Origin of the sequence: Ectopseudomonas toyotomiensis (genome assembly GCF_017167985.1) — a bacterium.
GTDB lineage: Bacteria > Pseudomonadota > Gammaproteobacteria > Pseudomonadales > Pseudomonadaceae > Aquipseudomonas > Aquipseudomonas toyotomiensis.
Genome location: NZ_CP070505.1, coordinates 3660135 through 3680689 on the forward strand (window position 1 = coordinate 3660135; position 20555 = coordinate 3680689).

Here is a 20555-nt window from a genome sequence, read left to right on the forward strand (position 1 = left end):
TAGGGTGGCCACCCCGGCCTGCCTGCCGTCATGACCTCGGATAACTCGTGAAACCTGTCCCTCGGGCCCTGTTGCTAGTGGCCCTGGTGCTGGCGGCGATCAACTTGCGCCCCGGTATCACTTCCCTTGCACCGCTGATCGAGCGCATCGCTGCGGAGCTCTCGCTGAGCCGCAGCTTCATCAGTTTGACCACCGCCTTGCCGGTGCTGTGCATGGGCCTGCTCGCGCCATTGGCGCCGCGCCTGGCGATGCGCTGGGGCCTCGAACGCACCATCGTGCTATGCCTTGGACTGATCGGCCTGGCGTTGCTGGCGCGTCTGGCCGCGCACCAGAGTGCGGTGCTGATCGGCAGCGCCATCGCTTTGGGCGCTGCCATCGCGGTTGCCGGGCCTTTGCTGTCCGGGTTCATCAAACGCCATTTCGCCAGCCAGATGGGCCGTGTGGTGGGCTGGTATTCGCTGGGTATGGCCATCGGTGGTGCTGGCGGTGCGGTGCTCACGGCTCCGGCTACGGCGCTGTTCGGCGATGCCTGGCATCTGGGGCTGGCGGTATGGGCGGCACCGGCGCTGTTCGGGGTGATGCTCTGGCTGTGGTTGCCCAATCAGGCCAGCGCTGCTGACGAGCATGAAGGCGGTGGTCTGCCCTGGCGCCAGCCGCGCGCCTGGCTGATCAGTTGCTTCTTCGCCATTCAGGCGGGCTTGTTCTATGCCATCGCGACCTGGGTGGTGGCGCGCTATCACGAAGCGGGGCTGAGCCTGCTGCGCAGCAACTCGCTGCTGAGCATTTCGATGCTGATGGGTTTGCCCAGTTCCTTCCTGCTGCCCTGGCTGGCGCAGCGCTACAACGCCCGTTATCCATTGCTGCTGGCGTGCGGGGCGATCACCTGTGGTTGCCTGGCGATGGTTACCTTCATGCCGCGCCTGGTGCCGGAATTGTGGGCGGTGATCATGGGCTTCTCGCTGGGCGGCTCTTTCGCCTTGTCGCTGGTGCTGCCGCTTTACGAGGCCGGCTCGCCACTGGCGGTCAGCCGCTGGACGGCGATGATGCTGTTCACCGGCTATAGCCTGGGCTGTCTGACGCCCATTCTCACCGGGCTGGCACGTGACCTGTCTGGCAGCTACCGCCTGCCGTTCGCGGTACTCACCGCGCTGGCACTGGTGATGACACTGGTGGCCTGGTTGTTGGGGCGTAGCCGACGTCAGTCTCGCTGAAGAATTCGCGCCAGTTCCTTTCTTGCCCAGGCATGCTGTGTTAGAAGGCGTTCTGCTTTTTCAGGAGTGCCGGTGTGGAGTCCGAATCCATCGTCTATGGCTGCATCCGCGACTGGCCCTCGGATGACCCCGAGTTGCGTCGCCTGCGCCGTGAAACCAACCATGGCGTGCTGGCCGAGTTGCCGGCCGGCGAACTCTGGCCGTTTCTTGGTCGTGAGATGTTTTCCTTCTGCGACTTGCCCGGTGCCGGCCTGTACCAGACCCAGGTGATCCACTTCGGCGCCAGCTATGGCGCGGTCGAGTACGAGTGGAACCTGTGGATCGAAGCTTTCGAGGCGCTGCTCAAGCGCCTGTACTGGGCCAGCGCGGTGGTGCACCTGGAAACCGAACTCAATGGCATGCACACCTTTCGTTGGGAGTCCGATAGCGGCTTTCACAGCCCGCAGGAGGGTGGACTGCGCGTGCGCTGCGCCTGGGAGCGCGAAGGTGCTTTGCGCGGTTAAGGAGCGAGGATGATCAACTATCTATGGTTCCTGCTGGCTGCCCTGTTCGAGATCGCCGGTTGTTACGCCTTCTGGATGTGGCTGCGGCTCGATCGCAGCGCCTGGTGGATTGCTCCGGGGCTGCTCAGCCTGGCGGTTTTCGCCCTGATTCTGACCCGCGTCGAAGCCTCGTTCGCCGGTCGCGCCTATGCCGCCTATGGCGGTGTATATATCGTCGCATCGCTGCTGTGGCTGGCGCTGATCGAAAAGACCCGGCCGATGCTCAGCGACTGGTTGGGCGCTGTGCTGTGCCTGGCAGGCGCCACCATCATCCTGCTGGGACCGCGCTTTCATCCCTCTTGAATTGCTTATAAGCAGTAGAAGTAAAAAGTTCCGCTGTCATCAAATCTTTATATATCGGCAACTGAGCTGAAATAACCCCTCGCCAAGATTCCCCCAGCACGAACGAGCCAGTGGCTCGGGTGTTTTCAACACTAAAAGTCCAACAGGGGAATTTCTCGATGATCCGTAAGCACTTCGCCGGTTTCGTAGCCAGCGCCCTGGCCCTGGCCGTTTCCGCCCAGGCTTTCGCCGGTACCGTCACCACTGACGGCGCCGATATCGTGATCAAGACCAAAGGCGGTCTGGAAGTCGGTACCACCGACAAGCAGTTCGGTTTCAAGATTGGCGGCCGTCTGCAAGCTGACTACAGCACCTTCGACGGCATCTATACCGTGAACGGTGACAATGCCGATGCTGCCTACTTCCGCCGCGCCTTCCTCGAGCTGTCGGGCTATGTCTACAAGGACTGGGCTTACACCTTCAGCTACGATTTCTCTCACAATGCCGGCAGCTCTGAAGATGGCTACTTCGATGAAGCTTCCATCGCCTACAACGGTTTCGCTCCGGTCTCCATCAAGGTAGGTCGTTTCGACCCTGAATTCGGTCTTGAAAAAGCCACGAGTTCCAAGTGGGTTACCGCTCAGGAACGTACCGCTGCTTACGATCTGGTTGACTGGGCCAACGCCCATCAGAACGGTCTCGGTATCCAGGTTTCTGGCAGCGCAGGTGATTCGCTGTACGGTTCCTTCGGTCTGAGTGCCAAGGACCAGAACGATGTCGATGGTGAAAGCACCAAGCAATTCAACGTACGCGGTGTTTTCGCTCCGATGCACGAAGCCGGCAACGTTCTGCACTTCGGTGTCAACTACGCCCAGCGTGACCTTTCCGACACCGCGTTCGACGCTCGTATTCGCAGCCGTATGGGTATGCGTGGTGTGAGCACCAGCGGTGGTAACGATGCTGGTACCAACGGCAACCGTCTGGTTCTGGGTGGTACCAACGTTTCGCCGGCAGGCTCCTACGACAACGACAGCGCCCTCGGTCTTGAAGCAGCATTCGCCATGGGCCCGTTCTCGATTCAAGGCGAATACATCAAGCGTGAAATGGAAGCTGACAGCGCTGCCTTCGACGATATTGAAGGTGATGGCTACTACGCTCAGGTTGCATACACCCTGACCGGTGAAGCCCGTGGCTACAAGCTCGGCAAGTTCGACAGCATCAAGCCCAGCAACAAGCAGATTGGCGCCTGGGAGCTTTTCTATCGTTATGACCACCTGTCGGTAGATGACGATAACGGTGCTCGTGCGGCTATCAGTGACATCGAAGCCAAGGTCCACAACCTGGGTGTCAACTGGTACGTCAACGACTCCGTCAAGATCAGCGGTGTCTACGTCAAGGCCAAGGTCGACAACTCCACCAACGCAAATGGCGACGACGACGGTGACGGCATGGTCTTCCGTGCTCAGTATGCGTTCTAAGTAATACCTGATTGCTCCTTTGAACCCCGCCATGTGCGGGGTTTTTTATTGTTTCCAGCTTGGCGGCATGTAACCGAAAACATCGCCATTTCATTCGCCATACATTTCAACTGAACAAAAAAGCCCCAGACCTGCTGGGGCTCTCTGCTCGCTACGATCAGTTTTGCTTCTGGAAACGCTCCAGTGCTTCTTCGATAAGCTGTCGCGCCTCGGCTGCATTGCCGTAGCCATTGAGTTCGACTTTCTTGCGACCTTCCGGCAACTGCTTGTAGACGCTAAAGAAAGCTTCGATGCGCTGACGTTCGATCAGTGGCAGGTCATCGACATCGAGGATCTTGTCGTAAGTAGGATCGACATCACTGCTGGGGACACCGATGATCTTCTCGTCCGCCTCCCCACCATCGATCATTCTCAGCACCGCGACCGGGCGGAACTTGATCAGCACGCCTGGATGCAGCGCTTCGCGGGTGAGTACCAGCGCATCGAGCGGATCACCGTCGCCACCCAGGGTGCGTGGCAGCGAGCCATAATTGGCCGGATAGGCAACTGGCATCGACTGGAAACGGTCGACGAAGACCAAGCCCTCCTCGTTGATCTCATATTTGGTGATGCTGCCGGCGGGAATCTCGACAGCCATGTGCACTTCATTCGGCGCATCTTTTGCCTGCGCGGCATGGAAGGGATGAACGATACCAGGCGCTGCGAGGGTACTAGGAGCAGCGAAGCTGATGGCAACACCGAGGGCAAGCAATGATCTACGCATGATGACTCCCGATAAGCTTGAGGGTTAATAAGCCGGCAGTCATCTTGCTGGCGCCTTGTTAGAGATATATTGCAGTCTGGCTTCTGGGACTCAGGTCATGCCCCTCACCATCATCGACTCGCTTCATGCTGTGCCCGCGGACGTATGGGACGGACTGCTGGCGCAGCCACAACCCTTTCTTCGTCATGCCTTTCTCAGTGCGCTGGAGGACAGCGGCAGCGTTGGCGGCCGCAGCGGTTGGCAGCCCTCACACCGGCTTTGGTGCGATGAGCACGACAAGGTGCAGGCGGCGCTGCCGGCGTATCTGAAGCAGCATTCCTACGGCGAATACGTGTTCGATCACGGCTGGGCCGATGCCTGTCGTCGCGCCGGAATCGGCTATTACCCCAAGCTGTTGGGCGCCGTGCCGTTCTCGCCGGTGAGCGGGGCGCGCTTGCTGGGTGATGCCCATGCGGCCGGGGATTTGCTTGACGCGCTGACGGCTGGTTTGAGCCAGGAAGAGTTGTCGAGCCTGCATATCAATTTCACCAGTCCGGCCTGTGATGCCGTGATGGTGCGGCGACCGGGGTGGCTGGAGCGCTTGGGTTGCCAGTTCCATTGGCACAATCGGGGTTACCGGGATTTCCAGGACTTTCTCGATGCGCTCAGCTCGCGCAAACGCAAGCAGATGCGCAAGGAGCGTGAACAGGTGGCGGGGCAGGGCATCGAGTTCGACAGGCGTCTGGGCCGCGAATTGAGTGAGGCGGACTGGGATTTCGTCTATCACTGCTACGCCAACACCTACCACGTACGTGGCCAGGCGCCCTATCTGACGCGGGATTTCTTCAGTCTGCTGGCTGAACGCATGCCCGAGATGATTCGGGTGGTGTTCGCGACGCAGCGTGGCCGTGCGCTGGCCATGGCCTTCAGCCTGGTCGATGGTGATACCTTCTATGGCCGCTACTGGGGGTGTCTGGCTGAATTCGACCGGCTGCATTTCGAGACCTGCTTCTATCAGGGCATGGAGCTGGCCATCGCCGAAGGTTTGCAGCGCTTCGATGCAGGGGCGCAGGGCGAGCACAAACTGATCCGAGGCTTCGAGCCGGTTCTTACTCGCTCTTGGCACTATCTGCGTCACCCGGGACTGCATGCTGCCGTTGCCGACTTTCTCGAGCAGGAGCGCTCTGGCGTGCGGGTTTACGCGCAAGAGGCGCGAAGCTATCTGCCTTTTCGCCAGCCTGACAATGGCTGATCGAGCGATCAGGTTATCGGCGAAGGGTCGAAACAGCTGTTTGCCGGAAGCTCCCTGAGTCGGAGATTTCTGTAAAAACTCCAGAGCTTTCAGCAAGAAGCCCGTTCGCTTCTGCCACTAAATTCCGCCCTTCACTTTCGTTACGACCGTTTTTGTCTGCGTCTATTGGTCAGACCAGCATTGCTGGGCTAGACCGATAAGAGAAGTTCTTGCAGTCGAACTGCGGTGGTGACGCGATTCGGTGGCCGCAGGCGCAAGCCAGGGAGGTCAGGGAAAGTGCCCAGGCACTTGCCGATGCATTGACGAGATCGTGGAGATTTCACTGCACCGGTATATGCCTCGATCGTGCTCACTCGATATCGATGTGACGAGGAAGAGAGACCGGAGCCCCGCATCCGCAAAAGCGGGTGCACTTTGCCAATCAGGGCACGGTGCCCGAGAACAACAAACGAGAGGGGAGCCCCCCAAAATGACAGCTAGTACTCCAATGCTCGTCACCTTCGTGGTGTACATCGCAGCCATGGTGCTGATCGGCCTGATCGCCTATCTGCGCACCAAGAACCTTTCCGACTACATCCTCGGTGGCCGTAGCCTCGGAAGCTTCGTTACCGCATTGTCCGCCGGTGCCTCCGACATGAGTGGCTGGCTGCTCATGGGCTTGCCGGGTGCGATCTTCATCGCCGGCATCTCGGAAAGCTGGATCGCCATCGGTCTGGTGATCGGTGCCTACCTCAACTGGTTGTTCGTCGCCGGCCGTCTGCGCGTGCAGACCGAGCACAACGGCAACGCCCTGACCCTGCCTGACTACTTCACCAATCGCTTCGAAGACAACAGCCGCATCCTGCGCATCTTCTCGGCACTGGTGATCCTGGTGTTCTTCACCATCTACTGCGCTTCCGGCGTGGTGGCCGGTGCTCGCCTGTTCGAAAGCACCTTTGGCATGTCCTACGAGACCGCGCTGTGGGCCGGCGCCGCGGCGACCATCGCCTACACCTTCATCGGTGGCTTCCTGGCAGTGAGCTGGACCGACACCGTGCAGGCCACGCTGATGATCTTCGCGCTGATCCTGACCCCGGTGGTGGTGATGATCGCCACTGGCGGCTTCGATCCGGCCATGGTCGCCATCGAGGCGGTCGATGCCACCAACTTCGATATGCTCAAGGGCGCTACCTTCGTTGGTGTGATCTCGCTGATGGCCTGGGGCCTGGGCTACTTCGGCCAGCCGCACATTCTGGCGCGCTTCATGGCCGCCGATTCGGTCAAGTCGATCCCGGCTGCCCGCCGTATCTCCATGACCTGGATGATCCTGACCCTGGCGGGTGCCGTTGCCGTAGGTTTCTTCGGTATCGCCTATTTCGCGGCACACCCTGAGGTGGCGGGCCCGGTCGGCGAGAACCCGGAGCGCGTGTTCATTGAGCTGGCCAAGCTGCTGTTCAACCCCTGGATCGCCGGTATCCTGCTGTCCGCCATCCTGGCTGCGGTGATGAGCACCCTGAGCTGCCAACTGCTGGTGTGCTCCAGTGCGCTGACCGAAGACTTCTACAAGGCTTTCCTGCGTAAAGACGCCTCGCAGACCGAGCTGGTTTGGGTCGGCCGCGCCATGGTACTGCTGGTCGCCTTGATCGCCATCGCCCTGGCGGCCAACCCGGAAAACCGCGTACTGGGTCTGGTGTCCTACGCCTGGGCCGGCTTCGGCGCTGCGTTCGGTCCGGTGGTCATCCTGTCCCTGCTGTGGAAGGGCATGACCCGCAATGGCGCCCTGGCTGGCATGCTGGTTGGTGCCGCCACCGTGATCGTGTGGAAAAACTGGATTGGTCTGGGTCTGTACGAGATCATTCCGGGCTTCATCCTCGCTACCCTGGCCATCGTCATCTTCAGCCGTATCGGCAACGGCCCGAGCAAGACGATGCTGCAGCGTTTCGACGAAGCGGAGAAGGAATACCAGTCGGTCTGATCCCCAGGCAGTGACGACACAGGCGGTGGTTGCCTAGGCAACCACCGCCTTTTTCATGCCTGCGCTGCGGGTCGGTCAGCGCCACGGAACCCGGCAGATGAGGTCCTGCCATCGTTCTGGCCTATGCTTAGGCCTGAGTTCCCTATGACAGGGGCCGCTTTCCCTCAGTCGCGCGGAGGGCCCGGGCATGGCCAACAACTTACTCGGCGTCGGTGAGGCCGCGCCCTGGTTCGTCTGTTCCACGCAGAGCCGGCAGCGCTTCGTGTTCGACACGGTCGGCGGGCGCTACATCCTGCTGTGCTTCTTCGCCTCGGCCGCCGACCCCGTCAGTCAGGCGCTGCTCGCCGGGCTGAGCAAGCAGCGTCAGCGCTTCGACGACCTCAACCTGGCCTTCTTCGGCGTCTCCGTAGATGCCGACGATGCGCGCCTGCAGCGCGTCGTCGAGTCGCTGCCGGGGATGCGCTACTTCTGGGACGTCGACCGCCAGGTCAGCCGCCTGTACGGCGCCTGCCGCGAGGACGGCCGCTACCAGCGCGTCAGCTACGTGCTCGACCCCATGTTGCGGGTGCTGGCGGTGCTGCCCTTCGCCGGCGACGCGGCGGTGCACCTGCAGGCGCTGACACAGGTGCTGGACAGCCTGCCGCAGATTGGCGCGCCCTGCCGCGCGGCGTTCCAGGCGCCGGTGCTGGTGCTGCCGCGGATCTTCGAGCCGAGCCTGTGCCGCGAGCTCATGGACTACTACCGGGCGCGCGGTGGTGAGCCCTCCGGCTATATGCAGGACATCGACGGCAAGACCGTGCAAGTGATCGGCCAGACGCACAAGAGCCGGCGCGACTGTCTGGTGGAGGACGAAACCCTACGCGAGGCCTGCGCCTTGCGTATCCACCAACGCCTGGTGCCGCAGATCGAGCGTGCCTTCCAGTTCAAGGTCTCGCGCATGGAGCGCTACCTGATTGGCTGTTACGACGCCGAGGAAGAGGGGCACTTCCGCCCGCACCGCGACAACACCACCAAGGGCACTGCACATCGCCGCTTCGCCGTCTCGCTGTATCTCAACAGCGGCGAGTACGAGGGCGGCTGGTTGCGTTTTCCCGAGTTCGGCGCGGCGCTGTACAGCGCGCCACTGGGCGGTGCCGTGGTGTTCGCCTGTTCGCTGCTGCACGAGGCGCTGCCGGTGACTCGCGGGCGGCGCTTCATGTTCCTGCCGTTTCTCTACGACGAGGCGGCCAAGCAGATCCGCGAGGCCAACCTGGGCTATCTCGAGGAGGGCGTGCGCGGCGCTGCCGATGTCGCCGGCGACTCGCCGACGGCGAGCGGCTGAGCGGGCTTTCGCCGATGGCCGCCTTTGGCTAAGGTGGCGGCCCCGACTTCCCGAACCCGCACAGGCTACCCCATGACCGCGAAAGACCCGCTCCACGGCCTCACCCTGCAGGCTATCCTCAGCGCCCTGGTGGAGCGCCTGGGCTGGGACGGCCTGGCCCGGCGCATCGATATCCGCTGCTTCAAGCACGAGCCGAGCCTCAAATCGAGCCTGGCCTTCCTGCGCAGGACGCCCTGGGCGCGGGCCAAGGTCGAGGAACTCTATCTGCAGCAGTTCAAGTCCTGAGGTCGTTCAGCCCCATCAGTTGAGTTCGAGTCCCAGCGCCTGCAACGCCTGCCGATAGCTGTTGCCCGCCATGCGCAGGCCGTTGTTGTGGTTGGCGCCATCGATCAGCAGCAATTGCTTGGGTTCGTTGGCGGCGGCGAACAGCGCCTCGCTGAAGCGCGACGGCACATAGCGGTCGTCGCGCCCGTGGGCGATCAATACCGGGATACCCACCTCGCCGATCTTGCCCAGCGAATCGAACTCCTGCGACAGCAGCCAGCGCACCGGTAACGAGGTATTGGTCACCGCGGCCGCCACATCACCCAGGTTGGTGAAGCTGGACTCGACGATCAGACCGGCGGCCTGCGCTGCTTCATCTTCGCCCGCCAGCTCGTGCGCCAGGTTGACCGCCACGGCGCCGCCCAGGGAATGACCGTAGATGAAGCGTTTGTCCGCCTCTGGCTGCAGGCGCACCAGATGCTGCCAGGCGATCAGGGCGTCCTGATAGACGCTGCGCTCGGAGGGCAGGGCGCCACGGCTTTCGCCGAAGCCGCGGTAGTCCACCGCCAATACCGAGAAGCCCATGGCATGCAACTGTTCGATGCGAAACAGCTGGCCGGTCAGGTTCCAGCGTGAACCGTGCAGGTAGAGCAGTGCCGGAGCATCCTTGCGCGCGGCTGGCCACCACCAGGCATGCAGGCTTTCATCGGCCGTCAGGTCCGGTGACTGCAGTTGCACGTCCTCGATGCCTGCGGGCAGGCCGCTGAACCAGCGGGCGGTGCCGGGTTCGATGCGAAACACCAGCTCGCGCTCGGTCTGCTCCAGTTTGGCGCAGCCAATCGGTAGCAGCACCAGCAGGCAGGCCATCACAATCAGACTCAGGCGACGGCGGCGGAGCAGGGCGAACCAGGATGAGGGCATCGGCGATACTCATGAACGGTAACGGATGATGCTGCCATGGACTGCATATCCGGTGCCGGGTTTCGCCAGTCACTGGTCGTCGTGGTTACCAGGTATTACTGCCGGCTGATCTGCGCTGCACTCAGCGGAGTGTTGCAGAGCGTGGCGCTGCCTGGTTCGAGGTAGGGGGCGAGGATCGGCGCCATGCCCTTGAGCACCTGTACCGGCAGGGCCGAGGTGAAGGTGAAGCGTTCTGCCTCTCGTCCCGGTACGAATGCGGTCAGGGTGCCGTAGTGACGCGGGCCGAGGAAGAACACGAAGGTGGCCGTGCGGTTCATCGCCCGTGAGCTGATCACCCGTCCACCTGCACCGACGCTTTCGATGCGGTTGTCGCCGGTGCCGGTCTTGCCGCCCAGGGTCAGATCACGCCCGTCCTGCAGCTGGAAAGTGCCCTGCAAGCGCCTTGCGGTGCCGCCTTCGACCACTTGGGAAAGTGCATTGCGCAGCGCGGCCGCAACTTCCGAGTGCATTACCCGCTTGGCGCCGTGGGTGTTGCGCTCGACCCGCGTTTCGTAGGGCGTGTTGGCGGCGAAGTGCAGCTCGTCGATGCGCAGTACCGGCTGGCGAATGCCGTCGTTCTGGATGATGCCCATCAGCTCGGCCAGCGCTGCCGGCCGGTCACCGGAACTGCCCAGGGCGGTGGCCAGGGAGGGCACCAGGTGCTGGAAGGGATAGCCGAGGTTCTTCCAGCGTCGGTGAATATCGGAAAAGGCCTCCACCTCCAGCATGATGCGGATACGGCTGTCGCGGGCACTCTTGTGCCGGGTGCGCAGCAGCCAGCCATAGACTTCCTGGCGCTCGTCGACGCTGGCTGCCACGGCGTCGCTGAAGGTGGCCTGCGGGTTGTCGATCAGATACTTCAGTAGCCACAGTTCCAATGGATGCACGCGAGCGATATAGCCCTGATCCGGCAGGCTGTAGGCGCCAGGGCCGTAGTCCTTGTACAGACGCGCGATGCGTTGATCGGTGAGTTTTTCCTGTGGCAGTTGCGCCCGCAGAAAAGCGGCGAAGGTTTCTTCATCGGCCTGCGGCAGCAGGTAACGGTGCACGGCGCCCAGGCGCACAGAGGTCTGGCGCAAGCCGCTGATGAAGGTCTCCAGGCGCTGCTGCTGCGGCTGGCCCTGGTACTTGCGCCAGAAACGCAGCAAGAAGGTACGCCCCTCCTGGTCAGCGAAGCGTTGCAGATATTCCTGGCGGCGTGGGTCCTTGTCGTCCTTGAGCAGCTCGGCGCTGTTCTGATAGGTGCTGTAGCGCACCAGGTCGCGCATCAGGCGGACGAACGGCAGGTTGATCGACTCGCGCAGCGATTCACGCAGGGTCGGGTTGCGGCCGTTGTCCTCGCGGCGGAAGTTACCGAAGGTGTGCAGGCCGCCGCCGGTGAAGAAGCGTTCGTGCGGGCTGGCCGAATAGCGCCGCTCCAGCGCGGCCTCCAGCATGCTGGCCAGCTCGGTGCCGGGGTTGGCTTGCAGGTAAGCGACGGTCCAGCGGCTCAGGTAGTCCTGCTCGGCGATCTCGACGTTACGCAGCTCGGCCGGGCTCTTGTCGGAGTGGCGCTGATGCAGCTCGGCGATGATCTCCAGATAAGTCGCCAGTACCCTTAGCTTGGCGGTGGAGCCCAGTTCCAGCTTGCTGCCTTCGTTGATGTCGAAAGGCTGGTCGGTGCTGTCGGTCTGCACACGCACCCGACTGCCGGTGGCCGTGCGCTCGAACAGGGTGAAGCTGTAGCGCACCTCGGAGGTCTTTTCCGGGGACAGCAGGCGCTCGCCGAACAGGCCTATCTTGCCGGCGAATTCCGGGTCGGCCAGGCGTTGCAGGTAGGTGCTGGTCTCCTGCTGCAGATCGCGTTGCAGGGTGCTGCGTGCGGCCAGATCGAGGCGGTCCAGATCATACAGGGGCATGCCCAGCAGGTTGGACAGGCGTGAACGGGCCACACTGATGCCCTTGTCGCTTTCCACCGGTCGTAGATTGGGCTCCTGTTGCCAGTCGCGGTATTGCAGCTTCTGCGTCAGCGCCGCGTCACGCAGCTCTGCGTCGATCAACCCCGCTGCAGCCAGCAGGCGGATATGACTCTCCGTCAGTGCTTCCATCTCCTTGCGCCCTTGCGCCAGATAGTAGGAGGGACGGCGTTGGGCGATCATCAGTGACAGCATCTGGCGCAGGGCCAGGCCACGCTCAGCCATGCTGGCGTCGGGCGTGCGGCCTGGGTCGAGCAGTGCATTGCTGCGCTCGAAATCCGCGCCGTACCAGATGCGCAGGCCATCGGCCAGGCCATGGACCTCGCCATGCCCCGGGGCGGCTGACAGCGGTACGCTGTTGAGGTAGTCGCGCACGATGGTCTGGCGCGTTTCAAGGGTTTGCGGTCCCTGCTGGTAGGCTCGCACGCTGGCGGAGATCATCTGCCGCAGCTTTTCTTTCGCCGACAGCGTCAGGCCATCGGGAGAGTGTCGGTATTTCTCCAGCTGGGTCGCCAGGGTGCTGCCGCCGGCGGACTGATCCTGCACATCGAGCAGCTTGCCGATCTGCGACAGTGCGGCCATGGTGAATCGTGGCCAGTCTACCGCGGGGTTGGCCAGTGGCTGATCGCTATCCAGCAGATGACGGTTCTCGATGAACAGCAGGCTGCTGACTACCAACGGTGGAATGCTGGCGAAATCGGCATAACCCTGTTGTGGATAGCGGAACTCATAGAAGGGTGTGCCACGGCAATCGCTGATGCTGAGGCCGGTTTGGCTTTTCTCGATGAAGGGCGGGAACAGGCCGCGACGGCTGTAGGCCATCAGCGCCGGCGAGAAGCGGGCCTGCTCGCTGATCAGGAAGTCGCGTTGCTGCAGGCGCTCCAGCATCAGTGGCAGGTAGGCGTAACCCTGACGTTTGTCGAAGGGGCCGTCAGCGGGGTAGAGAATATCCGGGCTGGGCCCAGGCTCGACGCGGTAAGTGAGGGTAGCGGCATAGCGGCTCAACTCGCGGGCCTGGAAGTGCGCGCTACGCAGTTCGAAAAACAGCAGCGCGGCTGCAGCGGCCAACACCGATGCCAGTAGCAGGTAAAGCACCAGGCGCCAGCGGCGTGGCCGCGGGGCCGGCTTGTCGTCGACCGCCGGCAAGACGTTCGACGCAAGTTCGCGGTGCTGAGGATCCGATTGCCATAACGCGCCCATAGTCCACCGGCTTGGCCTATCTGCTCCACGGAAAACACGAGACGGCCGCTGGCGCCTCGTCTGCTTATTATCAGCTTAGCTGCTGTGAACGGGGCTGGCTGGCGGTTTTGACGCAAAGCGTGTCGGGCTGGCTCATTAGCGCTAGACTCGCTGCAACGCACAAATGCAGGGAATCAGCATGCAGCGCGACCACCGAGAACAGCTTCAGCAAAGCTGGCAGGCCAATGCCGACGCCTGGGCTGCTGCGGTGCGTGAGCAGCGCATCGAAAGCCGGCGCCTGGTCACCGATGCTGCGATCATCCAGGCTGTCTTGGCGCTGCAACCCAAGCGGGTCCTGGACATCGGCTGCGGCGAGGGCTGGCTGTGTCGGGGCCTGGCCGAGCACGGTATCGAACCGGTCGGGGTGGATGCCTCCGCGCCGCTGATCGAGGCGGCTCGCGCCGCGTGCGACGGGCGCAGTCAGTATCGGGTCTGTGGCTATGCCGAGCTGGAGGAGCATGCCGAGCAACTCGGGCGTTTCGAGGTGCTGGTCTGCAACTTCGCCCTGCTCGAAGAGCCGCTGCAGCCTATCCTGCGCAGCTTGCACGGCTTGCTGGCACCGGGGGGCAGTCTGCTGATTCAGACCCTGCACCCGTGGCGGGCCAGCCATGGCGAGCCTTATCAGGACGGTTGGCGGGTCGAGGATTTCGTCGGTTTCGGCGAGGGTTTCCAGGCGCCGATGCCTTGGTTCTTCCGCACGCTGCAATCCTGGCTGACGCTCATCGGTGAAACCGGCTGGCGCCTGGAGTGGCTGCAGGAGCCGCTGCATCCCGAGAGTGTGCAGCCGGTGTCCCTGCTGCTGTTGCTCAAGCCGCTCTGATCATGCGGCTGCTGCTCAACCTCGATGTTCCCGATCTGTCGGCGGCGGTTGCGTTCTACCAGCAAGCGCTCGGGTTCAGTGTCGGGCGTGTGCTGTTCGACGGTACGGTCGTCGAGATGCTCGGCGCGGCTGTACCGCTCTATCTGCTGCACAAGGCCGCGGCCACTCGACCCTGCCTCGAGGCTGGCGTGCAACGTGATTACCGCCGCCACTGGATGCCACTGCATCTGGATCTGGTCGTCGGTGATCTGGATGCTGCACTGGCACGGGCGGTCGCTGCCGGCGCTCGGCAGGAGGGCGACATCCACGAATATGACTGGGGACGCCTGGTAACGCTGAGCGATCCCTTTGGCCACGGGCTGTGCCTCGTGCAGTGGCTCGAAGAGGGGTACGACCTGGTCACCACCCATATGGGAGAAATCGATGCGCAGAATTGAGTTGGCCGGTGTGCAGGTACCGGTGATAGGCCAGGGAACCTGGCGCATGGGGGAAGATGATCGCCAAAGCTCGCGTGAGGTTGCGGCGCTGCGTGAGGGGCTGGATCTGGGCCTGAGTCTGATCGATACCGCCGAGATGTACGGCGAGGGTGGTGCGGAGCTGGTGGTGGGCAAGGCTATCGCCGGGCGCCGGGACGAGGTGTTTCTGGTCAGCAAGGTGTATCCGCACAACGCCAGTCGGGATGGCGTTCAGGCGGCCTGTGAGCGCAGTCTGAAAAGACTGGGCTGCGAACGTATCGACCTCTACTTGCTGCATTGGCGCGGGCGCTACCCGCTGGAGGAGACCGTCGAAGGCTTCGAGCGGCTGCGCGAGCAGGGCAAGATCGGTGCCTGGGGCGTCTCCAACTTCGATCTGGACGATCTGCTGGAGTTGGATCAGCCTGCGTGCCGGACCAATCAGGTGTTGTACAACCTGGAGGCGCGCGGTATCGAGTATGACCTGCTGCCCTGGCAGCAGCGCACCGCTATGCCGCTGATGGCTTACTGTCCGCTAGGTCAGGCCGGCACGCTTCTGCACGAGCCGGCATTGCTCGAGGTGGCCCAACGGCATGGGATGACGCCGGCCCAGGTCGCACTTGCTTGGGTGCTCAGGCAGGAGGGTGTGATCGCCATTCCCAAGGCCGTGGGCAGCGCACATCTACGCGATAATGCTGCGGCGGCTTCGATTAACCTGAGTGCGGATGACCTGGCCTTGCTCGAAGCCGCTTTCCCGCCGCCGCGGCGCAAGCAAGGATTGCAGATGGTATAGCGAGCAACGCCACTCGGTAGGTGCGCCGCGCGCCACGACAGGCGGTGGAATCCGTGCATCGCCTGGACTGCTCCACGACACCCTAAGGACCTGGGGTGGGGCTCAGTTGGCCGGATCGGCAGCCAGGCGTCCGGCATCCTTGAGCAGTGCCTTGAGAAAGGCATCCTGCAGTTCGGGATCGTTGCGGGTCAGCTCGATCAGGCTCTGCTCCAGTTCGCTGGCCTCTTCTTCCAGCCCCAGATCGGAAAGGCGTTTGACTCGGTGCACCCACTGGTCAACATCGCCACCTTCGAGGTCGTCGAAGATCAGGTCATGCGCTTCACGCAGCTTGCCGCGCAGGGTATGGCTGACCATGAGGGTCGTTTCCGCACGCGCGACATCGTCGCCCAGGCGATCTTCGACGCTCAGTTGCAGCATGTTCAGACGCGCGATGTCCTGTTCGCTGAACGGGCTGTCGAGCAGGTTGAGGCGCAGTACACCGCTGCTGTCGGTGAGCAGTTCGAATTGCTGGTCGCCAGCCTTGACCTGCACCGGGCGTTCGGACCAGGGCAGGTTGGTGTACTCCATGCGCCGGTCGCGCTGCAGCTCATCGATACTGGCCAGGTTCTGCTCGGCGCGGCCGTTCGACTCGACGTTCATGAAGGGGTTCAGGCCGGCCATACCGTAACTGATCCAGCCACGGGTAGCGGTTTCCGGCAGGCTGCCGAGCAGCACGACGTTGAGTATGTTGGCCCCCACGCCCGCAACCACCGCTACCGCGCCCATCGGTACTTCATAGATCTCGCGCCAGGGCTGGTAGGGGGTGTAGCGGTCGTAGCGGCGGGTCACCTCGAAAGCGGTGACCTCGTAGCTTTTCTGGTCATGCACGCGCACGCGGCGTTGCGGTAGCTCCAGCACCTTGGGTTCGCCAGCATCGATCTGCAGCTGGTGATCCAGCAGCTTGCGTTCGATGCGCTCCTCATGCTCGCTGCGTTGCGGCAGCTGATTGGCGCAGCCGCTGATCAAGAGGGCGCCGCACAAGGCGGCGCCGGTCAGGCGAAGGTTGTTGCTCGTGTGCATGATTTCTCGGTAGGGCGCGGTCAGCGGCTGATACGGGCTTGCAGGAAGGGCAGGATCTCGGCCAATGGCACGGCCTGGGCTTCGGTCTCGGCACGGCTCTTGTACTCGAGGTTACCCTCGGCCAGGCCGCGGTCGCTGACCACCACGCGGTGCGGAATGCCGATCAGCTCCATGTCAGCGAACTTGATGCCGGGGCTGGTTTTCTTGTCACGATCATCCAGCAGTACTTCGTAACCTGCGGCGGTCAGCTCGGCATACAGCTTGTCGGTGGCCTCGCGCACCTGCTCGGTTTCGTAGCGCAGCGGTACCAGGGCGATCTGGAACGGTGCCAGGGCGTCGTTCCAGCGGATGCCGCGCTCGTCGAAGTTCTGCTCGATGGCAGCAGCCACCACGCGCGATACGCCAATGCCGTAGCAGCCCATGGTCAGGGTGACCGGCTTGCCATTCTCACCGAGCACCTGGCAGTTCATCGCCTCGCTGTACTTGGTGCCGAGCTGGAAGATGTGGCCGACTTCGATGCCGCGTTTGATTTCCAGGGTGCCCTGGCCATCCGGGCTGGGGTCGCCGGCGACGACATTGCGCAGGTCGGCAACCTCTGGCAGCGGCAGGTCGCGCTCCCAGTTTACGCCGAAGTAGTGCTTGTCTTCGATGTTGGCTCCGGCCGCGAAATCGCTCATCAGCGCCACACTGCGGTCGATGATGCAGGGGATCGGCAGGTTGACCGGGCCCAGTGAGCCGGGGCCGGCGCCGATGGCAGCGCGAATCTCGGCTTCATTGGCCATCTGCAGCGGGCTTGCCACCAGCTCCAGGTTGGCCGCCTTGATCTCGTTCAGCTCGTGGTCGCCGCGGACGATCAGGGCGATCAGCTTGCCTTCCTCGGCAGCGTGCACCACCAGGGTCTTGATGGTCTTCTCGATGGCCAGGCCAAAACCCTGCACCAGCGCGTCGATGGTCTTGGTATCAGGGGTATCGACCAGACGCATTGCTTCGGTCGCAGCGCCGCGCTCTTTCTCGCGCGGGATGGCTTCTGCTTTCTCGATATTGGCGGCGTAGTCGGAGACATTGCTGAAGGCGATATCGTCTTCACCGGAATCGGCCAGTACGTGGAACTCATGCGAGCCGGTGCCGCCGATGGAGCCGGTGTCGGCCTGTACCGGGCGGAAGTTGAGGCCCAGGCGGCTGAACACGTTGCAGTAGGCCTGGTGCATGCGGTCATAGGTTTCCTGCAGGGAAGCCTGGTCGGCATGGAAGGAATAGGCGTCCTTCATGATGAACTCGCGGCCACGCATCAGACCGAAGCGCGGACGGATCTCGTCACGGAACTTGGTCTGGATCTGATACATGTTGATCGGCAGCTGCTTGTAGCTGTTCAGCTCGTTGCGGGCCAGGTCGGTGATCACTTCTTCATGAGTCGGGCCGACGCAGAATTCGCGATCATGACGGTCCTTGACCCGCAGCAGCTCGGGGCCGTATTGCACCCAGCGACCGGACTCCTGCCACAGCTCGGCCGGCTGAATGGCTGGCATCAGCACCTCCAGCGCACCAGCGGCGTTCATTTCCTCGCGCACCACGGTCTCGACCTTGCGCAGTACGCGCAGGCCCATCGGCAGCCAGGTGTACAGGCCAGAGGCCAGCTTGCGGATCATGCCGGCACGCAGCATCAGCTGGTGGCTGATCACCACGGCATCGGAAGGGGTTTCTTTCAGGGTCGAGAGCAGGAACTGACTGGTACGCATGTTTGGCCGTTCTGTCGGTTGCTAGGGCTTGGAATAGGCCGGCATTGTACGGTGCCTATACAGTGGCGTACAGGACGGGTGCAGGCGCGAAAGTGCTGCTGCACGTGCCGGGAGGATTAAAGAGTGGGATTGACTGCGCTTGAGGTTCAGAGCCTGATTCGAGCTGGGCTACCGATGGCCGAGGATATCGATCTGCGGATCGACCGCCTCGATGAAGACGGTGTGTTGGCGCGTGTGCCTTTTCACGCCAAATTGGTGCGTCCGGGCGGCACCCTCTCTGGCCCGACCATCATGGCGCTGGGGGATGCGGCGATGTATGCCGTGGTGCTAGGGCGTCTAGGCCGAGTGGAAATGGCGGTGACGTCCAATCTCAACATCAACTTTCTGGTCAAACCCCAGCCGGTGGACTTGTTGGCCGAGGCGCGCATATTACGCTTGAGTCGGCGTCAGGCAGTTTGCGAGGTTTCGTTATATTCGGCTGGGAATGAGAATGAGTTGGTGGCGCATGTGACGGGTACTTATGCTCTCCCATTGTAAATCTTGAATAAAAAGAAAAGGCCCGGTTTCCCGGGCCTTTCTTATTCGAGCGCTAACAGAGTCCTGAAATTACAGGATGCTCAGCGGGTACTCGAGGATTACGCGAACTTCGTCGATCGACGGAGAACCGTAGTAGACACCGTCGCCGCTGCGATAGGTGGCTTGACGAACGCGCATGTTGAGGTCTTTGGCCGGACCGTTCTGAACGGTATAGCCAACCTGAATGTCGCGCTCCCACTCTTTACCGTTGTTGGTAGTGCCAGTATCAGCACCCGAACCACTGATATAGCGCGCCATGAACTTCAAACCGGGGACGCCGAAGTCAGCGAAGTCCAGATCGTAACGCAGCTGCCAGGACTTCTCATCTTTGCTGTTGAAGTCCGAACGCTGTACGGAGTTGGCCAGCCACACAGTGCCGCCGCCGTCAACGCCGTAGTCGTAGCCACGGGTTTCGGCGTCGCCATCGTCGTTGATAAAGGTGTAGCCACCATGGGACTTCTGATAAGCAGCAGTCACAGTGTGAGCACCCAGGTTATAGGCTGCTGCGAGACTCCAGATAGTGTTGTCTTCGCTCTTGCCGGTGTTGGTGTACTCTTTATCGTAATCGGTCTTGTAGATGTTGAAGTCGAAGTTCAGGGACTGATCTTCGCTGATACCGAAGGTGTAGTTGAGGTTGCCGTAGTACTTCTTGAACGAGTCTTCCACGTCGGAGTAGTACAGCGCAGCCGACAGATCATCGGTGAAGCTATAGCTGCCGCCAAATACGTCGGCACCTTTCAGGCCGAGGCTGTCGTGATAGGTCTGGGCCTGTGCGTTGATGGCGGTGAAGCGGCCTGCATGCAGCTCAAGACCTTCGATTTCATTGCTGGTGACCAGGAAGCCTTCAGCTACTTCAGGCAGCAGGCGGCTGTCGTCAGTGCTCAGAACCGGAAGAGCGGTGAACTGATCGCCGTATTTCAGCACGGTATTGGAAAGGCGCAGTTTTACTGCACCACCCGCTTCGGAGTAATCATCCTGCGAGCGACCGTCGCTGCCGGTGGGGAACAAGCCGGAACCGGCGCGGCCCTTGCCACTGTCGAGCTTGATGCCCAGCAGGCCGATGGCGTCAACGCCGAAGCCGATGGTGCCCTGGGTAAAGCCGGACTCGTAGGTAGCGATGAAACCTTGACCCCACTCTTGAGGATCATCGTTGAGGTCTGGGCCTGCGTTGCGGAAGTCGCGGTAGAAGTACAGGTTGCGGCTCAGAACGTTCAGGCTGCTGTCTTCGACAAAGCCGTTGGACTCGGACTGCGCGCTGGCGAAAGCCAGTTGGCTGGTGCCCGCGGCTACTGCCAGGGCGATTACGCTCCACTTCATCACTTGCATCGTGATTGCTCCTTTGGTTTAGAAGAGTTGCGCTGCCCACTGTTTTGTTATATGGGCGGCTCTTTCTTTTTGTGTCGGCGCTAACTTATAGCACGCAGCCAATATTGGCGATAGTTGCAGTCTATTCATTACGACTTCGTTCATGCTGGTGTCGCATCGCATTAGGAGGAATGTCGCAAATCTGTAGCTCTGTCCTTGCGTTTCGTTATGCCAACGCTTTCGCGGCTCTGAGGTGCCTGGGGCCACTGTTATTGATCGACTGCACGGCTCGCCGAGCATTGCTTTCACAGATAGCAAAAGTCGTGCTCAAAACCTGGATGCACCGCTAAAACCTTGATTTTCTGGCATGCGATGCGTCGAGTAGCGACGCTGATCCCACGTCTGGCGCGGGTTTGCCTGAGCGATGTCAGTTCTTCGCGTCTGGCCAGCGGCAGGCGATATCGCCTGCGTTCATATCGCTGCTCCGGTAACGTCTGGCACTGTCTATTACGGGAAGAAACAAAATGGTGCACGTCTGCGGTGCGTGTGCGTCCGGGCTGCCTTGCGTTGGTGCGTAGCCGCCGGATGAAGTCTCGACTGAGCCAGCGTATGCT

18 protein-coding genes are annotated in these 20555 nt (G+C 62.0%); 12 read left to right on the forward strand and 6 right to left on the reverse strand.

The window, feature by feature from the left end:
* Positions 1-47: 47 nt before the first annotated feature.
* The 4 genes from JWV26_RS16795 to JWV26_RS16810 all read left to right on the forward strand — a co-directional run bounded on the left by JWV26_RS16795 (position 48) and on the right by JWV26_RS16810 (position 3513).
* Positions 48-1211 (forward strand): MFS transporter, encoded by a 1164-nt coding sequence (locus JWV26_RS16795; RefSeq protein WP_074913256.1) that lies wholly within the window; start codon positions 48-50, stop codon positions 1209-1211.
* Between the two features lie 74 nt (positions 1212-1285).
* The gene (locus JWV26_RS16800; RefSeq protein ID WP_072422801.1) at positions 1286-1714 is read left to right on the forward strand and encodes a hypothetical protein; all 429 of its coding nucleotides are present in this window, start codon (positions 1286-1288) and stop codon (positions 1712-1714) included.
* A gap of 9 nt (positions 1715-1723) precedes the next feature.
* The gene (locus JWV26_RS16805) at positions 1724-2056 is read left to right on the forward strand and encodes a YnfA family protein (protein ID WP_206417375.1); all 333 of its coding nucleotides are present in this window, start codon (positions 1724-1726) and stop codon (positions 2054-2056) included.
* Between the two features lie 158 nt (positions 2057-2214).
* Entirely contained in the window at positions 2215-3513 is a 1299-nt protein-coding gene (locus JWV26_RS16810) for an OprO/OprP family phosphate-selective porin (protein ID WP_072422796.1), read from the forward strand.
* 157 nt (positions 3514-3670) lie between these two features.
* Here the strand turns inward: JWV26_RS16810 and JWV26_RS16815 are convergent, their stop codons facing one another.
* On the reverse strand, positions 3671-4276 hold the full coding sequence (locus JWV26_RS16815) for an inorganic diphosphatase (protein WP_072422795.1): 606 nt from the start codon (positions 4274-4276) through the stop codon (positions 3671-3673).
* 97 nt (positions 4277-4373) lie between these two features.
* On the opposite strand from JWV26_RS16815, the gene JWV26_RS16820 reads away from it, so the two are divergent.
* The 4 genes from JWV26_RS16820 to JWV26_RS16835 all read left to right on the forward strand — a co-directional run bounded on the left by JWV26_RS16820 (position 4374) and on the right by JWV26_RS16835 (position 9067).
* The gene (locus JWV26_RS16820; RefSeq protein ID WP_206417376.1) at positions 4374-5507 is read left to right on the forward strand and encodes a GNAT family N-acetyltransferase; all 1134 of its coding nucleotides are present in this window, start codon (positions 4374-4376) and stop codon (positions 5505-5507) included.
* Between the two features lie 469 nt (positions 5508-5976).
* A complete protein-coding gene (gene putP, locus JWV26_RS16825; RefSeq protein ID WP_072422793.1) occupies positions 5977-7461 on the forward strand; it encodes a sodium/proline symporter PutP in 1485 nt (494 codons plus the stop codon).
* 187 nt (positions 7462-7648) lie between these two features.
* Positions 7649-8782 (forward strand): redoxin domain-containing protein, encoded by a 1134-nt coding sequence (locus JWV26_RS16830; RefSeq protein ID WP_206417377.1) that lies wholly within the window; start codon positions 7649-7651, stop codon positions 8780-8782.
* A gap of 72 nt (positions 8783-8854) precedes the next feature.
* Positions 8855-9067: a VF530 family protein gene (locus JWV26_RS16835; protein ID WP_072422791.1), complete on the forward strand. Its 213-nt coding sequence runs from the start codon at positions 8855-8857 to the stop codon at positions 9065-9067.
* Positions 9068-9082: 15 nt separating this feature from the next.
* Here the strand turns inward: JWV26_RS16835 and JWV26_RS16840 are convergent, their stop codons facing one another.
* Together JWV26_RS16840 and JWV26_RS16845 are read right to left on the reverse strand one after the other, a co-directional pair.
* Positions 9083-9967 (reverse strand): alpha/beta hydrolase, encoded by an 885-nt coding sequence (locus JWV26_RS16840; protein ID WP_017677974.1) that lies wholly within the window; start codon positions 9965-9967, stop codon positions 9083-9085.
* Positions 9968-10062: 95 nt separating this feature from the next.
* Positions 10063-13161, reverse strand: a complete 3099-nt coding sequence (locus JWV26_RS16845) for a transglycosylase domain-containing protein (protein WP_206417378.1) — start codon at positions 13159-13161, stop codon at positions 10063-10065.
* Between the two features lie 178 nt (positions 13162-13339).
* On the opposite strand from JWV26_RS16845, the gene JWV26_RS16850 reads away from it, so the two are divergent.
* From JWV26_RS16850 to JWV26_RS16860, 3 genes are read left to right on the forward strand one after another with little or no spacing between them, the layout of a single operon-like run.
* Positions 13340-14020 carry a class I SAM-dependent methyltransferase gene (locus JWV26_RS16850; RefSeq protein WP_004423451.1) on the forward strand — a complete coding sequence of 227 codons (681 nt, stop codon included), beginning with the start codon at positions 13340-13342 and terminating at the stop codon, positions 14018-14020.
* A gap of 2 nt (positions 14021-14022) precedes the next feature.
* Positions 14023-14457 carry a VOC family protein gene (locus JWV26_RS16855; RefSeq protein WP_206417379.1) on the forward strand — a complete coding sequence of 145 codons (435 nt, stop codon included), beginning with the start codon at positions 14023-14025 and terminating at the stop codon, positions 14455-14457.
* Entirely contained in the window at positions 14444-15265 is an 822-nt protein-coding gene (locus JWV26_RS16860; protein ID WP_206417380.1) for an aldo/keto reductase, read from the forward strand. The genes JWV26_RS16855 and JWV26_RS16860 overlap by 14 nt, the downstream gene beginning before the upstream one ends.
* A gap of 102 nt (positions 15266-15367) precedes the next feature.
* Here the strand turns inward: JWV26_RS16860 and JWV26_RS16865 are convergent, their stop codons facing one another.
* Positions 15368-16324, reverse strand: coding sequence for a hypothetical protein (locus JWV26_RS16865; protein WP_206417381.1), 957 nt, complete (start codon positions 16322-16324; stop codon positions 15368-15370).
* A gap of 20 nt (positions 16325-16344) precedes the next feature.
* The gene (locus JWV26_RS16870; protein ID WP_206417382.1) at positions 16345-18060 is read right to left on the reverse strand and encodes a proline--tRNA ligase; all 1716 of its coding nucleotides are present in this window, start codon (positions 18058-18060) and stop codon (positions 16345-16347) included.
* 129 nt (positions 18061-18189) lie between these two features.
* Between JWV26_RS16870 and JWV26_RS16875 the strand changes: the two genes are divergently transcribed.
* Positions 18190-18597, forward strand: a complete 408-nt coding sequence (locus JWV26_RS16875) for a PaaI family thioesterase (protein ID WP_093049077.1) — start codon at positions 18190-18192, stop codon at positions 18595-18597.
* Positions 18598-18666: 69 nt separating this feature from the next.
* On the opposite strand, the gene JWV26_RS16880 is transcribed toward JWV26_RS16875, so the two are convergent.
* Positions 18667-19962, reverse strand: coding sequence for an OprD family porin (locus JWV26_RS16880; protein WP_079784358.1), 1296 nt, complete (start codon positions 19960-19962; stop codon positions 18667-18669).
* Positions 19963-20555: the final 593 nt, after the last annotated feature.